The following is a 15,583-nucleotide window of genomic DNA, read 5'->3' as shown; positions in this document are numbered from 1 at the left end:
GACTGCGGAATGAAGACAATTCGGGTACTGCTCGCCGATGATGAACCGGTGATATTACGCGGCTTAAAAAAACTGATTTCTTGGGAGAATCTTGGAACTACTATAGTTGGAGAAGCTAACGACGGTCTTGAACTGAAGCAACAGATCGAAGAACATAATCCTGACTTGATTATTAGTGATATAAGTATGCCTGGCTATACAGGAATCGATATTATCCGCGAGATTCATGAAGCTGGCAGGTCGGTAAAGGTTATTTTTATTAGCGCTTATCAGGAGTTTACATACGCTCAGCAGGCATTACAATATGGTGCGCTGGATTACTTGGTGAAGCCAGTGAACAAGAACCAGCTGGATCAGGTGGTAACTAAAGCTGTTTCTCTTATTCGTCAAGAGACAGAAGGTGAACGCAACAAAGAAAAGCTGAACCATTACGAACAGAGGAACCACAGATTAACCATCGAAGAATTGCTTGATAAGCTGACGGACGGGAACAAGGGAACAGCGGATACCCTGCAAGATATGGGAATTATTGCGCTCAGCCGCTACGTTAGTATTTGTATTGTAGAGACGGATGAATCCTCAGGGCAGCCATCCAGATGGGAAGAACGTGAACGTAAGCTGATTGATTTTGCACTCTCCAACATTATTAAAGAAACCGTAGAGCAAAGAGAAAACAGTTATATGTTTCGTAAAGGTGAACGTTTTTGTATTTTACTCCAGCATGAACATGCGGAGGAACCGGAAAGACTTGCTGTGGATCTGCACGGGAAGATAAATAGGTTTCTCAAATTGAAGGTCTCCATCGGCGTGGGCAACATCGTAGACGGAATGGATGAAGCTGATATTTCATATCGCAACGCTTTGAAAGCGCTACACTGTAAATATTTCGCAGGTCTAAATCGAGTCATTTCTTATAAAAAGAATGAGTGTGAAAAGGGATCGTTAATCGTAACGCCTTTGCAAGAAATACAATCTGCTCTAATCATCGCCTTGAAGTCTCAGAACAGAGAGCAAATAGCACATGAGAGCGCGCGCCTACTTCAGAAGATTCGAATCATGGCTGACGGGAATAGAAATCAAGCGGTGTCTACCGTTTATAATACGATCCTCCAACTTGAACAGGAGCTTGTGCAATTTGGTGTGGAGGCAGATCCTTTCGTACAGGATACTTGTCCTATTCTGGAACGAATGGCGAGTCATTCTACCTTCCAAGAGGTGGTGGAAGATTTCCAAATTATTCAAACCAAAATGTCTGAGCAAATCAGCAGCCGTATGGGTAACAAGGAGCTGAAGCTACTGTCTCAGGTGAAGACTTATATTGATGAGCATTATCCGGAAAATATTACGCTGGAGTCTATGGCGGGGATGATGTTTATGAACTCCTATTATTTCAGCAGCTTCTTCAAAAAGCATACCGGACAGAACTTTAAGAATTATGTAACTGAGGTCCGAATGAATCACGCCCTCCGTCTGTTGCTGCAAAGCGATATGATGGTTTATGAGATTGCTGACAGCGTAGGATATAACAATGCACGGCATTTTAGCGACATGTTTAAGAAAAAATATGGCAAACTGCCACAAGAGTATAAGCAATCCTTCAAAAGCCAATAGTCAGATGGATAGCAAAGGAGATGCCTTCATTCATGTTTATCTGGGGCCGAAGATCCAAAAGCCTATTTGTTAAGTTCTCCGCTTCATTTTTACTAGTCGGCCTGATTCCGTTATTTGCGCTTAGCTATATCTCTGTTCAGACTTTCTCTGGGTATGTCGAGCGTTATACTACAAGTAACTTGCAGCAAATGGTGTTATATATGAGTTATAACTTGAATTCGGCGTTTAATCAGTACAATGAGATATCCAAACTGATGTATACAGGGCGTTATGAAGGCTTTATCGAGAGCTATTCACAGAACCAAACCTATAACGTAAATGAGCTAGAACAAATCAATACGATCCCTATAGAATCTTTTCTAAAAACGGTTCTGTACAGCGACTCTTTCATTACTAGTGTTTATTTTCACAGGGAGTCAGACGATAAGCTTTATTATCAGGAAAAAGAGAACAAAGGGATTAACTTCGATCTGCTGCCCTATAAAGAATGGTTGACGGTAATGGCTCCGAACCCATCTCATGTGGCCATTTTTCCGACTCACTCCGAGGAATATTTCATAGGGTCAAAACGTAGCGTGTTCACGATTGGCCGTACATTGATTGATATTTCTGGGCGTGTTGCTAAGGAGCCAAAAGTCGTAGGGACCCTGTTTATGGACGTAGATGCAGCACTATTCAACCAGTTTTTTAGGGAGCTGAATCTCGGAGAACAGGATGATCTGTTTCTTCAAGATGGTGAGGGGAAAATATATTTCGCGAATGAGAGCGCAGCAGCGAACGTTGAGGGTCTACATGCTCGGAAAGAAGAGGAAATGATTGTTCTTAGCGAAGATATTCCTTTTCTTAACGGTAAGGTGACTGCAAGAATTCATCGCGCGAATTTATTCGATCAGCTTTTTTCAGCCCGTACGACCGTGTTTATTGCGATGTTTATTTGTGCGATGGTAATGATCCTTATGGGAGTCTTTTTTTCTAGACGATTGGCTGCCCCGATTCGAAACTTAATTAAGCAAATGGCTATCGTAGAATCCGGTAATCTAGATACTCAGATGGTAGTGAGCAGCAATGATGAAATGGGTAGACTTAGCCATGGCTTTAACCGAATGGTCGAGCGTTTACAGGCCTATATCGATGAAGCTTATGTGGCCCAGATCAAGCAGAAGCAAACGGAGCTGAATGCTTTGAAGAGTCAGATTCGTCCGCATTATTTATACAACACCCTGGAAGTTATTCGAATGAATGCAGTGGATAAAGATAATGACGAGGTTGCTGATATGATTCTATCGCTCTCCAACCAGTTGAAATATGTGATTGATTATGGGGAGGATAAAGTAAGCATCCGAGAGGAATTGGATCATCTGCGGGATTATTTCTATATCATTTCTGTACGGTATGAGAATAAGTTTGAGCTTGTCGTGGACGTCTCGCCGGAAGTGAATTTGAATGGGTACATTCTGAAATTGTCTCTTCAGCCGATTGTTGAAAATGCTATTCAGCATGGACTACGTAGTCAAGGAAGAGGTACAGTCGGGTTAACCATCGAGAAGCGAGAGGATAAGTTGCTAGTTACGATCTATGATGATGGAATTGGAATGAGCAAGGAAAAGGTTCAGCAGCTATCTGAAAATCTAGAAGAACCTAGTTCGCCAAGCAAAAATGTCGGCTTAAAAAATGTTCATGAGCGGATTCGTACAGTGTATGGTAAAGAGTACGGACTGTCCATCAGCAGTCGGGAGCATATTGGGACATCGATTCTGTTGTCGTTTCCAATTGTAGAGAAGTTATAGACGCAGATGGTGAAGGAATATAAAGGATAGGAGATGAGCGGAAGACTGAGGTCTTTCGTTCTTTTTTTGGAATATTACTTGAACACATCTTAAATTCACCGCATATCGCGCTTAAAAAAGTTCATTCAACCCATCAATAATGAATGCTATTCTAATACCAACGGAAACGCTTTCGAGAGATGATGCGCACATCTTGCTTCAGTTTCCACAGTGAAACACAAAAGGGGAGGCTACTAACTGATGTATACAAAAACAATGATGAAATTATCCGTATTGCTGCTTGCCACAACGACAGCTTTGACTGCTTGCGGCGGCAATAATAACAGTGCCAGCAATAATGCAGGCAATACACCGGCATCCGAAGCACCTGCAAATGCAACGCAGGAGACGAAGAAGGAGGTTGCCTTTACGATAGGCTACGCATCCGGAGATCCGGCAACCAAAAAAGCTATCGCAGATACAGTCAAAAAATTTACAGAAACAAATCCTAACGTTACCATCAAAGATTTGAGTGAAACCTCCTCAGCAGCTTATCTTGACTGGCTCAAAACCAAGGATGCAGTGGGAGAATTCCCGGATTTGGTGGAAATGCGTGATACAGAAGTCTTTGCTGATGCAGGTAAAATTGTAGAGCTGCCTTCCGATCTACTAGATTTGTTCGAAGCCCCACCTCAAGTGGATGGAAAAGTGTGGAATGCACCACTGCAGGTCAACGCACCACAAGGAATTATTTACAGCAAAAAAGCATATGCGGATGCAGGGATTACCGAGCTTCCTAAAACCTATGATGAATTCATAGCCATTCAAGAGAAGTTAAAAACTTCGGGTATTACTCCGATTGTAGTAGGCGGAAAAGATATTTTCCATATGGGCTTCTGGGTGAATAAATTCCTGATCGATGATGTCTACTCGAAAGATCCGGATTGGAACTCCAAGCGTACAGCAAAAACTGTCAGCTTCACAGATGCTAATGTTGTTCAAGGGATTACTGATTTCAAAGAGCTATTTAAGAATTATGTAGATAAAGGCTGGCTGAGCACGGGCGACAATCAAACCGCTTCGATTCTTGTTTCCGGGAAAGCAGCACAATTGTACTCCGGTACGTGGATGTTTACACAAATTGCTGAAGCAGACCCGAACTTTGAATTTGGATTCTATGGTCTTCCTGACCGTGAAGGGAAAACCAATGTGATTGGTCTTCCGTCTCCAGCAGGCTGGTCCTTATCCACTGAAGCCGTTAAAGACGCAGACAAAACAGAAGCCATCAAAGATTTTATCCGTTTCTTCTTCGCTCCAGAACAATATTCGAATTATTTAGCGACAATAAATGCAATTCCTTCTACTAAAGAAAAAGTAACTTATGATACTAGCGAACAAATGCAAGTGGCATTGGATCTTATTGCTGACACGAATGTAGTAAAGTCCTTAGCGATCAACAACTGGTGGGGTGATAACTTGATTCCTCCACAGTTCCGTAACTGGTATTACAAATTGCTGCAGGATCTTGTTGTGAAAGATGGAGACGTAACCAAATATATGCAAGATGCTGATAAAGAATATGACAACCAAGTGAAGGCTAATCAGATGTAAGAGCAGCGCCTGTTAGAGCGACCTCTGCTGCTGCAGAGGTTCTCTTTTTAACAAGCCTGTCTCAGGGGAGGGAGAGCAGCTATGGCTACATCCGCAGTTAATACTGACAAGTCATTGATAGCCACTGTGCAGCAGAAAAAGAAAAAGAAGAAATGGCAGTCTTATGCTCTGCTGTTCATACTGCCATCATTTATTCTATATACCTTATTCGTTATCGTCCCTACGGTAGGGAGTGTTTATTTAAGCTTTACCTCATGGGATGGCATCAGCGATGACGTGAGATATATCGGCTTTGCTAACTTTGTGGAAATATGGAATAGTCCTAGGGTGCATAATGCGTTGAAAAATACGATGATCCTGACCATTTCACTTGTTGTACTAGAGAATATTGCTGCTATTGCAATGGCTATGATGGTTGATAAGGTACGCTGGTTCCGGAATTTATTCAGAAGTGTGTTTTATTTCCCTACATTGCTTAGTGGGATCGTAATGGGCTTTGTGTGGGCGATGATCTTAAATTACAACTTCGGTGTATTCAATCAGATCCTAGAGTCTGTCGGACTTGGAAGCTGGATTGTGGACTGGCTGGGCAATCCTAAATATGCGATGCTGTCGATTATATTGTCTACTGTTTGGAAAGGTGCGGGCTATTATATGATCATTTATCTCGCTGGATTGCAGGGGATTCCGCAGGAATTGAATGAAGCAGCCAGCATTGATGGAGCAGGGGGGTGGCAGCAGTTCCGGCATATCACCTTCCCGCTGCTTGCAGGGTCGATGACAGTGTGTATGGTGCTTTCTATGATCAGCGCTCTGAAGATTTTTGATCAAATTGCAGTTATGACCGATGGTGGCCCGGGCTTTGAGACGGAGACTTTAACGTATATCATTTATAAAGTTGGGTTTGGTGAATTAAGACAAGGCTTTGGTACTGCGCTGGCGATGGTTCTGTTCTTAATTATACTGATCATTACAGTCTTCCAAGTGAAGGTGCTCCAGAAGCGGGAGGTGCAGCTCTAAAATGACGATGCAGACACGCAGAAGAGTTGGGCAAATCGCACTTTTTATAGTTACATTATTAGTGGCTATTCTATTTTTCTTTCCTATTTTCTTTAATTTGATGTCAGCCTTCAAGAGCAATGCAGAGATCATGAAGGATGCCATTGCTTTTCCGAAAACCCTTTATTTGGAGAGTTTTAAGTACCTGTTAACTGAAACTGAGTTTCCAAGGGCTATTCTGAACAGTCTGATTCTAACAGCAGTATCCATCGCTGCGCAGGTCTTGATTATTCCGATGGCAGGGTATGCGATTGAGCGTAGAAATGTTAGATGGACCCGCTTCATGTTCGTATACTTTTTGGCCGGAATGATGATTCCTTTTCAAGCGTACATGATTCCTTTGTTCAAGGAGCTTAGAATGCTAGGGTTGTACGGTAGCCTTGCGGGACCTATTCTTATTTATGTAGCCGGTGCGGTAGGTTTCGGATGTCTGCTGTATACCAGTTTTGTCAAAGGAATCCCTAGAGAAATTGAAGAGGCGGCAGAGATTGATGGCTGCTCGCGTTACGGGATATTCTGGCGAATAGTTTTTCCTTTATTAGGGCCTGTTACGGCAAGTATGGTTGTTCTAAATGGGCTTGGAATCTGGAATGATTTCTTGATGCCGATGCTGGTATTACCTTCAGGACAGGCTAAGACGATGGTTGTGGAAATTTACCGTTACATCGGAGAATTCTCTTCACGTTGGGATATGATTTTTGCGGGAACAGCGATGTCGGTGGTGCCTGTGTTGATTGTGTTTATCGCTTTGCAGAAGTATTTTGTGAAGGGGATTGCGTCGGGAGCGACGAAAGGTTAAGGGCGTATGGAGGTAGAAATGAAATTCGTTTAAAAAGGATATATCCTGTAACCACTTGGTGGGCTGCGGGATACATCCTTTTTTTGTTTCTGTAAAGATCTTAATGCGCGCTCGGATTTGCTGTTAACCGGCGGTATCCCATGGGTGGAAGACCTGTCCAACGTTTGAATTGCTTGCTGAAATGGGAAACATCCCGGTACCCCAATCGTTGGGCGATAGATTCGACAGATAGACTATTATCCATCAGCAGCAGTTTGGCGTGTCGAATGATTAAGCGGGATAAATATTGCCTTGGTGACATCCCATAGATTTGGTGAAAAGCACGATTGCAATGCGTTGTACTGTATCCAAGCTTTGCTGCAATATTCTCAATACCGCCACCTCTTTCGCCTGTACTGTCAGCTGTGGAGACGGATTCCTGTAATAGTCCTTCAATAGCGTTAGCTAGGGCAACTGTATTTTCTGTAGCTTCTGTATCTGCAGGGAGAGGCATTTCCGAAAGCACCCAACCGCTGAGCGCAGTCAGAAGCTGCAGTGAAGCATGGAGTGTGATCAAGCGATTTCTATGTGTGTCTTTAGACTCTGACAAGATGGAAGAGTTAATAATTACATCTAGAGCGGAACGGATGGCCAGCAGTTCGGGGGTGTTCCCGCTGAGACTAACAGCATCTGCTGTTAGTAAGGCACGCCGCAAAATCAGATCATCGATATCAAAATGCAGGCAGTAATAAGTCATGTCACAGTCAGCATTTGAGCCCATACTACTATGCTCAACACCGGGACGAATGAATAAAATATCGCCGCTTTGTTGGACAAAACACTTATTGCCGACCGTCATCTGCTGCTCACCTTGAAGGACAATATTAATCTCAAACATCGGATGAGTGTGTACAGGATATTGCCAATCCGAATTTACTTTTCTCCAATGCGCGGCAAAGATATGGAAGGCTGCTTGAATGTCTGGTGACATCTGTCCGTCAATTGAATTATGGAAGGCGGGATCATTTGAAATCATTTCAATCCTCTTTTACAATATAATTTGGCTTAATTATATCATAGGTTGTTAGCGATGTTTGATTTGCCCAAATAATAGAAGGCTTTAACCCTGTTGCACTTCTAGAAATATCGATAACATGGAAATATAGCCCGGAGGTATCCGGGATCATGTTGGAGGGAGTGCATTTATTTATGTCACATAATAAATTTTTTAATGCTCATCATTCACCGGTCGGTGCATTTGCGAGTTTTACTTTAGGATTTAAAGGAGCTAGTGGTGGTTTCGATTTGGAGATGGCCAAACCTCCTAGACAGAATATATTCATAGGATTAGAACGCACGGATGGGAAAGGGTATGACACACTACCATTTCATGAGATTGGCGGAGATGACGAGAGCAAACGGTATGACATCGAGAATCCAGACCCTAATCCAGATAAGGAGAATATTCTGTTCCCTTTTCAAGAGAATGAGATTTCTCGAGATTTCCGAGTAGCCACTGACAGCTGGAGTGCGGGGGATCTGACCTTCCGAATTCTCTCGCCAGTTCGATCAGTACCGGATCCTGAAACTGCTTCTGTGGAAGAAATGAAGGAAGTGTTGCTGCCGGCAGTACTGGTTGAGCTCGAAGTGGATAACACCTCATCTGCTACCTCACGTCGCGCGTTCTTTGGTTTTCAGGGAACAGATGTTTATAGCGGAATGAGAAGACTGGATGATGTGTCATCTGAAATTACAGGCGTTGGACAAGGAAGATTTATTGCGATTGCTGCCGAGAAAGGAACTACAAAGTCCGCACTTCATTTCACGATGGAGGATATTCTAAGTGAGGAGCTACAGGAGAATTGGACCTTTGGTCTGGGGCGCGTGGGTGCTTTGATCATGGATGTTCCAGCCGGAGTAAAAGAAACGTACCGCTTTGCAATTTGTTTTCACCGTTCGGGTTATGTTACCTCTGGTATGGATGCTACCTATTACTATAATCGCTATTTCAACAATGTTGAGGCAGTGGCCGAATATGCACTAGCTAAATTCGATGTTCTTAAACAAGAAGCGGAGAAAGCTAACGAGATGTTTAATCATGCAAATCTATCCGAAGATCAAACCTTTATGCTAGCGCATGCAATTCGTAGTTATTATGGTTCCACGCAACTGCTGGATTATAAGAATAAGCCATTTTGGATCGTCAACGAAGGCGAATACCGGATGATGAATACCTTTGATCTTACCGTCGATCAGTTATTCTACGAGCTGCGTCTGAATCCTTGGACTGTACGTAATGAGCTGGATATGTTCGTGGAAAGATTCAGCTATGAAGATACGGTGCGTTTCCCTGGGGATGATACAGTGTATCCGGGCGGAATCAGCTTCACGCATGATATGGGTGTGGCCAACGTAGTTTCACGTCCGGGCTATTCTGCTTATGAGTTATATGGCATTGATGGTTGCTTCTCACATATGACACATGAACAATTGGTAAACTGGGTGCTGAGTGCGGCAACTTATCTGGAGTATACTGGCGACCGGAGCTGGATGGAACGCAATCTGACTATCCTGGAGAAGTGTCTGGATAGTATGTTAAATCGGGATCATCCAGATCCTGAACAAAGAAATGGCGTTATGGGGCTTGATAGTTCTCGTACGATGGGTGGCGCAGAGATTACTACGTATGACAGTCTGGATGTCTCCTTAGGTCAGGCTCGCAATAATATTTATTTAGCAGGAAAATGCTGGGCTTCTTACTTGGCCATGGAGAAAATATTTGCAGCGTATGGGCGTGCGGAGTTGTCCACAACAGCAGGGATTCAAGCAGAGAAATGCGCTGCAACGATGGTGGAAAGTGTTACAGCAGACGGATATATTCCGGCTGTCATAGGAGAGGGGAATGACTCCAAAATCATTCCGGCTATAGAAGGCCTTGTATTCCCTTACTATACGGGTTGTAAGGAAGCGCTTGATCGCAATGGACGGTTCGCCGCATATATCGGTGCGCTTGATAAGCACTTACAGGCGGTGTTGCAGCCGGGCGTTTGCTTATTTGAGGATGGTGGTTGGAAAATCTCCTCCACTAGCAACAACAGCTGGCTTAGCAAAATCTATCTCTCGCAGTTCATCGCCCGCAACATTTTGGGGCTGAAATGGGATGAACGCGGAGCGGCAGCAGATCGCGCTCATGTGGCTTGGCTTACCCATCCAGAGTTATCGATCTTCAGCTGGAGTGATCAGATTATTTCCGGTGAAATTACGGGCAGTAAATATTATCCACGTGGAGTAACGGCGATTTTGTGGCTGGATGAGAAATAAGGAAGACAGTTTTATATAGAAATAAAAAGCAAACGGACCTTCGATGCAGGTGCCGTTTGCTTTTTTATGTAAAAACACGAATATCTTTTTTTGATTTATATTCCCAAAACTAGTACTATAGTATTAATTTGTAATTTATATTATTGGGATATGGAGGAACAGATGCTAAAATCTGCAGAAAAAGGGTTGCGACTGACGATTCGGAAGAAACTGCTGTTGATGTCACTGACCTTACTAATTCTTCCTATCGGAATATTAGGAGTGGTTGCCTATCAGATCTCTATGAAAGAAACGAATCAGCTTATTGAGAGTAAACTGAGTTCCAGTGTAAATCTAGCAGTTGCTATGATTGAGAATTTGGAAAGCTCGGTTCAAGCAGGGATGTTGTCAGAACTGGAAGCACAGGAGCAGGTAAGAACTTTACTACTTGGATCCAAAAATGAAGATGGGACACGCCCAATTAATCCAGCCATCGATTTGGGGCCTAATGGTTACTTTTTCATCTTAGATCAGAAAGGAGAATTACTTGCTCATCCCAGACTAGAGGGAGATAATATTTGGGACAAACAAACCTCTAACGGCTTCTTTTACATACAAGATTTGATTAAAGCCGCACAGAACGGCGGCGGGGCTACATACTACAAATGGCCCTTACCTAAGCCGGACGATTCGTCCAAGCATGAGGTTGGCGAAGCGCTGAAAATATCATATGCCAAGCTCTCACCCTCTTGGGGTTGGGTGGTTGCGGCAGGTTCTTATATGCAAGACTATAACACCGGACAACAGAACATACTCAAGGGAATTATCATCACATTAATCCTATGCCTAGTTCTTGGGATAGCGGTCATTCTTATCTTTGCGCAACATATTTCTAAGCCAATTGTCCGCATAGCCCGTGAAGCTGAACGAATCGCTCAAGGGGATCTAAGTGGTAAAGCATTGTCTGTGCGCAATCGGGATGAGATCGGACAACTGGGAACCAGCTTCAATCAGTTATCAGGAAATATTCGGCAATTAGTCGGGAATCTAACCGTAAGTTCGGAGTTATTAGCTTCTTCCTCCAAACAGTTGTCTTTGACGTTAGGTGAAACCCATGCAGCACTTGTTCAGACTTCATCCTCAATGACTGAAGTGGCGAATAATAGTGAGAAACAAGCTAATTCAACACAAGAGACTTCTCAGTCGATGGAGGAGATGGTAAAAGAGATTCATCGAGTAGCTGAAGCTTCTACCCATGCCTATCAGCTGTCCATGCAAACACTGGAAGAGGCGGATAGAGGAAACAACCTAATCATTAACTCTTCCGCACAAATGAACGCTGTAAGTAACACTGTTGATGATTTAGGGATCACTGTTACTAGTCTAAATGAGCAGTCTCAACAAATCGGTACTATCGTTAGCACCATTAAAGGAATATCTGAGCAAACGAACTTATTAGCGCTTAATGCGGCAATTGAAGCTGCCCGATCAGGGGAACAAGGCAGAGGATTTGCAGTGGTAGCTAGCGAAGTCCGTAAGCTGGCAGGACAAACAAGTGAAGCAGCCGAACGGGTTTCAGTTATGGTAGAAGAAATTATTGCGAGTATTGGCCATGCCCATCATTCGATGAGTAAGGGGCAAAATGAAGTCGCAGCAGGGGTTCAAGCGATTGATGATACGGGTAAAGCATTTGAACGCATTTTGCAGGCCACCCGGACCATCGTTGATCAGGTGGAACAATCCTCAACCGCTGCACAACTGATGTACACTGGTTCTGAACAAATATCTGCTTCGGTGATGGAGGTCGAACAGGTTTCATTGCACTCAGCTTCCGCTGCACAGACTGTATCTGCTGCCGTCGAAGAGCAGCTTGCTTCTATGGAGGAAATTGCCGCATCTGCTCGCAAGCTGCAAGAGGGTTCGAATGAGATGCGTGTTTTAGTAAATCAGTTTAAATTGGAATAGATATTCATACATAAAGTTGCAGTAACAGAATATGCAAATTACTAAAGAGGGGACTCCCCCTCTTTTTTTGCTGTTTTGACGTACACCTTCTGATTCTATTTGGAAGTTAATATAGCTTTTACAGTTCATTGACGCGGAGCGTATACAGGCTTGCTATATTGAAGGGAAAAGGGGGGATGAATATGAAAGAAATGGAAGAATCGTCCTTTACAGCTTCCCAGCCTGTTCTTGCAAGCGATGCTTTTGGTTGGGATAAGCTTCAAGTTTCGCAATGGTATAGCCCGCAGCAAGCCTTCACCCCATCCTCGGAGTCTAAATATTTAATAGGAATTCACTGCACAGCCTACTACGAAAATTATTACACCATTCATATTACCCCTTGTAATGAGAGCCTTCTGTGCCCATGGGGCAGAACCTCGCTCTATTTTTTGAAAATTGAAATTACGCCGTCAGTCCTCGAAGAGATTGCCCGTGAATCTGGTTATCTGAAGGAGGGCCATATTCAGTTGGACCGCAAATTTCATGTCAAGGATTCTAAGCTATTGCAATTAGGGCTTTGGATGCTGGAGGAATTACAGAATGGCGGTGCCAAAGGGAAAATATATAGCGACTCTTTATCCAATATGTTGATTATTCATTTATTACAACACTATTCTTCTGTGATCCCCCAACATTCAAACAGTAAAACGCCAGCCAATCAAGAGATATTTCAGGTCATTCAATTTATGCGTGAGCGCTTGGAAGATGAAATTCAACTGACTGATCTCGCAGCCATGGCTAATATGAGCCAATCACATTTTATTCGGATTTTTAAACAACAAACAGGGTATACACCCCATAATTATTTAATTCGGCTGAGAGTCGAACGCTCTAAATTCCTTATTCGTTCCGGAAAAATTGGTTTGAAGGAAATTGCATCTCAGGTTGGTTTTGCCGATCAAGGTCATTTTACTAGATTATTCAAACGAGAAACCGGCCTAACCCCAAAACTGTATGCTAATCAAAGCTCCTCCAAACCTAATCATATGATTTATTGAATTTATTGATGCAAATGAGAGTTTTATTCAAGGAAAGAAGTATTTTGTTCAATTAGAAGGCTGATACCAGCTCCTATAATAAGGTTGAAGTAAGGCGTACAAATGCCAAACTACAACCTTATTAGGAGGAGAGAAAACATGAAATTAAAGAGATTATTCAGTCTGATTTGCGCGGGGGCACTTACGACCAGTTCTTTATCTTTAGTAGCATCTGCCACACCTGTCGGACCGGATAACCTAGTAAGCACCGAGGTAGAATTCAGTGCAGAGTCCAACTCAGCTTCAGCGATCACTGCTGGATGGCATGAGGTATCCAAGCAATCCTTCTGGTTACTTGATGCCCTGGAACGGGGACAAGGGGTGGCTACAGACGGGAACTCATGGATCTTTAGTTCATCGTACGGACTCTTACGGACTGGACTCGATGGAAAATCCGTAAAAGCGCGGAATGAATTGGCTATTCCACAGGAGATTTCCTTCCAAGGTGGAGACCATATCGGTGATATTTCCTACTATAACGGTAAAATATACGCTCCTATTGAAGACGGCAAAAACTATCAGCATCCTTACATCGCCCTCTATGATGTGAACACTTTGAAATATACGGGTACATCCTATGCTTTGCCGCTAAATCTGCATATTGGCGGTGTGCCTTGGGTAGCGGTTGATGCCGCTCGCGGTCAGGTCTACACAGCTCAGTGGAGTAATGCTAGCGTCTTGAATGTACTTAGTCTCGACGATATGCATGTGATCACAACTGTTCAGCTTTCCCAAAGCATAGATCGAATCCAAGGTGCCGAAGTGTACAACGGTGTTCTGTATGCTTCTACGGATAACTCAACCCAAACGGTTTATCAGATTGATCCAGAGACCGGAAATGTATCTGTAGCCTTTGATCGCAATCTGCCTAGCGGTACCGAAGCTCAAGGCATTGCTGTATTGCCCACCGCTGATGGAGCTGAGCTCCATATTCTTGATGTCGGCTCGAATCGTATTAGTGTGAACTTTCGCCATTATGCATTCTAATTCAAATCCAAGCGAAAAAGGGGCTAACAGTAATGCAAAAGCAAACTAAAACCATTCTAACACTACTATCTGTTTCTATGCTGGCAGTAGCGGGCTGCGGTCAATCTAATAACAGTACGGCTGAAGCCAAAGAAAATACCGCTCAACCCACAGCAATCGCTGCAACTCCGGAATCCACAGAGACTCCAGCCGCTAAGCCGGTGGAGATTACATTTTATTATCCGGTTAATGTTGGTGGTCCTCTTACAAAAGTAATCGATGGGATGGCTAGTGCATTCATGGAGCAGCACCCGGAAATTAAGGTTAATCCCGTGTACACAGGAAATTACGGTGACAATACCGTAAAAATTCAAGCGGGTGTGCAAGCCAAACAGCCACCCTTTGTTGCGGTCATGATGTCAACGGAGCTGTACAGTATGCTCGATATGAATGCAATCATTCCGCTGGATGATTTTATTGCGAAGGACACGGATATTCAGATGGCAGATTTTTATCCTGCCTTTGTGGAGGACACACAGTCTGAAGGGAAGACGTACAGCCTGCCTTTTCAGCGGAGCACGATTGTTATGTATTACAACAAGGAAATGTTCAAAGCCGCAGGACTTGATCCAGAGAAACCACCCACTACATGGGATGAGCTTGTAACTTATGCTAAGAAGCTGAACAAAGACGGTCATGTAGGACTGGAAATTCCGGGAAATGATGATTCGTATTGGATGTTCCAAATGCTTGCTCGGCAAAATGCTTCAGATCCGAAGCAAAACATAATGTCCTCCGATGGCAAAAAAGCGATGTTCGATACGCCGGAGAATGTGGAGGCATTGCAATTCTGGTTAGATTTGTCCCATAAATATAAGGCGATGCCGGAAGGTGTTATTGATTGGGCTACGGTTCCGACAGATTTCATTCAAGGCAAAACAGCCATGATGATGCATACAAGCGGCAACTTAACCAACGTAAAAAATAACGCGAAGTTCGAATTCGGGGTAGCGTTCCCACCCGCACAAAAGCAATTTGGATCACCTACAGGCGGTGGTAACTTGTATATTTTCAAGGGAACATCTCCAGAGAAACAAGCCGCAGCTTGGGAATTCGCCAAATACATGACGGCTTCAGAACAGGCTGCCCTCTTTAGCAGCTCATCCGGTTATGTTGGTGTAAGAAAATCCGCATACGATACAGACGCAATGAAGAAATATACGGCGGATTTCCCGCAAGCTTTGGTGGCAAGAGATCAATTGGAATACGCGTTCCGAGAATTGTCCACTCATAATCATGGTAAAGTATCGACGGCAATTACGAATCAGATTCAAGCGGCATTGGCAGAAGAGATTGATGCAGCAGGTGCGCTCAAAAAAGCGCAAGCAGAAGCAGAACAGGCACTTGCTCCCTTCAATAAGTAGTCTTTGAGGTATGGGATACGCCAGGAC

Annotated in this window: 11 protein-coding genes; 10 read left to right on the top strand and 1 reads right to left on the bottom strand. The window is 43.6% G+C overall.

The features are described from left to right. The first annotated feature begins 9 nt into the window (after positions 1 to 9). The 5 genes from ACDZ28_RS26465 (at position 10) to ACDZ28_RS26445 (ending at position 6,846) form a co-directional block, all read left to right on the top strand. On the top strand, positions 10 to 1,611 hold the full coding sequence (locus tag ACDZ28_RS26465) for a response regulator (protein ID WP_375103212.1): 1,602 nt from the start codon (positions 10 to 12) through the stop codon (positions 1,609 to 1,611). 32 nt (positions 1,612 to 1,643) lie between these two features. Next, positions 1,644 to 3,398: a sensor histidine kinase gene (locus ACDZ28_RS26460; protein ID WP_375103211.1), complete on the top strand. Its 1,755-nt coding sequence runs from the start codon at positions 1,644 to 1,646 to the stop codon at positions 3,396 to 3,398. Positions 3,399 to 3,638: 240 nt separating this feature from the next. Beyond that, positions 3,639 to 4,988 (top strand): ABC transporter substrate-binding protein, encoded by a 1,350-nt coding sequence (locus tag ACDZ28_RS26455; RefSeq protein ID WP_375103210.1) that lies wholly within the window; start codon positions 3,639 to 3,641, stop codon positions 4,986 to 4,988. 81 nt (positions 4,989 to 5,069) lie between these two features. Next, positions 5,070 to 6,008 (top strand): carbohydrate ABC transporter permease, encoded by a 939-nt coding sequence (locus ACDZ28_RS26450; RefSeq protein ID WP_042128635.1) that lies wholly within the window; start codon positions 5,070 to 5,072, stop codon positions 6,006 to 6,008. A 7-nt stretch (positions 6,009 to 6,015) separates the two neighbouring features. Beyond that, positions 6,016 to 6,846, top strand: coding sequence for a carbohydrate ABC transporter permease (locus ACDZ28_RS26445; protein ID WP_042132262.1), 831 nt, complete (start codon positions 6,016 to 6,018; stop codon positions 6,844 to 6,846). 100 nt (positions 6,847 to 6,946) lie between these two features. Here the strand turns inward: ACDZ28_RS26445 and ACDZ28_RS26440 are convergent, their stop codons facing one another. After that, entirely contained in the window at positions 6,947 to 7,861 is a 915-nt protein-coding gene (locus ACDZ28_RS26440) for a helix-turn-helix transcriptional regulator (protein WP_375103209.1), read from the bottom strand. A gap of 173 nt (positions 7,862 to 8,034) precedes the next feature. On the opposite strand from ACDZ28_RS26440, the gene ACDZ28_RS26435 reads away from it, so the two are divergent. The 5 genes from ACDZ28_RS26435 (at position 8,035) to ACDZ28_RS26415 (ending at position 15,556) form a co-directional block, all read left to right on the top strand. Next, the gene (locus tag ACDZ28_RS26435; protein ID WP_375103208.1) at positions 8,035 to 10,146 is read left to right on the top strand and encodes a glycoside hydrolase family 52 protein; all 2,112 of its coding nucleotides are present in this window, start codon (positions 8,035 to 8,037) and stop codon (positions 10,144 to 10,146) included. Between the two features lie 162 nt (positions 10,147 to 10,308). Next, complete coding sequence (locus tag ACDZ28_RS26430) at positions 10,309 to 12,090, top strand: methyl-accepting chemotaxis protein (protein WP_375103207.1); 1,782 nt, start codon at positions 10,309 to 10,311, stop codon at positions 12,088 to 12,090. Between the two features lie 182 nt (positions 12,091 to 12,272). Further along, positions 12,273 to 13,127 carry an AraC family transcriptional regulator gene (locus ACDZ28_RS26425; RefSeq protein ID WP_170880279.1) on the top strand — a complete coding sequence of 285 codons (855 nt, stop codon included), beginning with the start codon at positions 12,273 to 12,275 and terminating at the stop codon, positions 13,125 to 13,127. 138 nt (positions 13,128 to 13,265) lie between these two features. Beyond that, entirely contained in the window at positions 13,266 to 14,153 is an 888-nt protein-coding gene (locus ACDZ28_RS26420) for a hypothetical protein (RefSeq protein WP_375103206.1), read from the top strand. 32 nt (positions 14,154 to 14,185) lie between these two features. Then, a complete protein-coding gene (locus ACDZ28_RS26415) occupies positions 14,186 to 15,556 on the top strand; it encodes an ABC transporter substrate-binding protein (RefSeq protein ID WP_375103205.1) in 1,371 nt (456 codons plus the stop codon). The last annotated feature ends 27 nt before the right edge of the window (positions 15,557 to 15,583 follow it).

Source organism: Paenibacillus sp. RS8, assembly GCF_041956825.1.
Taxonomy (GTDB): Bacteria; Bacillota; Bacilli; order Paenibacillales; family Paenibacillaceae; genus Paenibacillus_AQ.
The sequence above is the reverse complement of the archived record's forward strand: the minus strand, read 5'-3'. Positions and strand labels throughout refer to the sequence as shown.

What these genes read in the sequence shown, in the direction of transcription:
- ACDZ28_RS26465 (WP_375103212.1), top strand. Translation starts at nt 10, where the DNA reads ATGAAGACAATTCGGGTACTGCTCGCCGATGATGAACCGGTGATATTA.
- ACDZ28_RS26460 (WP_375103211.1), top strand. Translation starts at nt 1,644, where the DNA reads ATGTTTATCTGGGGCCGAAGATCCAAAAGCCTATTTGTTAAGTTCTCC.
- ACDZ28_RS26455 (WP_375103210.1), top strand. Translation starts at nt 3,639, where the DNA reads ATGTATACAAAAACAATGATGAAATTATCCGTATTGCTGCTTGCCACA.
- ACDZ28_RS26450 (WP_042128635.1), top strand. Translation starts at nt 5,070, where the DNA reads ATGGCTACATCCGCAGTTAATACTGACAAGTCATTGATAGCCACTGTG.
- ACDZ28_RS26445 (WP_042132262.1), top strand. Translation starts at nt 6,016, where the DNA reads ATGCAGACACGCAGAAGAGTTGGGCAAATCGCACTTTTTATAGTTACA.
- ACDZ28_RS26440 (WP_375103209.1), bottom strand. Translation starts at nt 7,861, where the DNA reads ATGATTTCAAATGATCCCGCCTTCCATAATTCAATTGACGGACAGATG.
- ACDZ28_RS26435 (WP_375103208.1), top strand. Translation starts at nt 8,035, where the DNA reads ATGTCACATAATAAATTTTTTAATGCTCATCATTCACCGGTCGGTGCA.
- ACDZ28_RS26430 (WP_375103207.1), top strand. Translation starts at nt 10,309, where the DNA reads ATGCTAAAATCTGCAGAAAAAGGGTTGCGACTGACGATTCGGAAGAAA.
- ACDZ28_RS26425 (WP_170880279.1), top strand. Translation starts at nt 12,273, where the DNA reads ATGAAAGAAATGGAAGAATCGTCCTTTACAGCTTCCCAGCCTGTTCTT.
- ACDZ28_RS26420 (WP_375103206.1), top strand. Translation starts at nt 13,266, where the DNA reads ATGAAATTAAAGAGATTATTCAGTCTGATTTGCGCGGGGGCACTTACG.
- ACDZ28_RS26415 (WP_375103205.1), top strand. Translation starts at nt 14,186, where the DNA reads ATGCAAAAGCAAACTAAAACCATTCTAACACTACTATCTGTTTCTATG.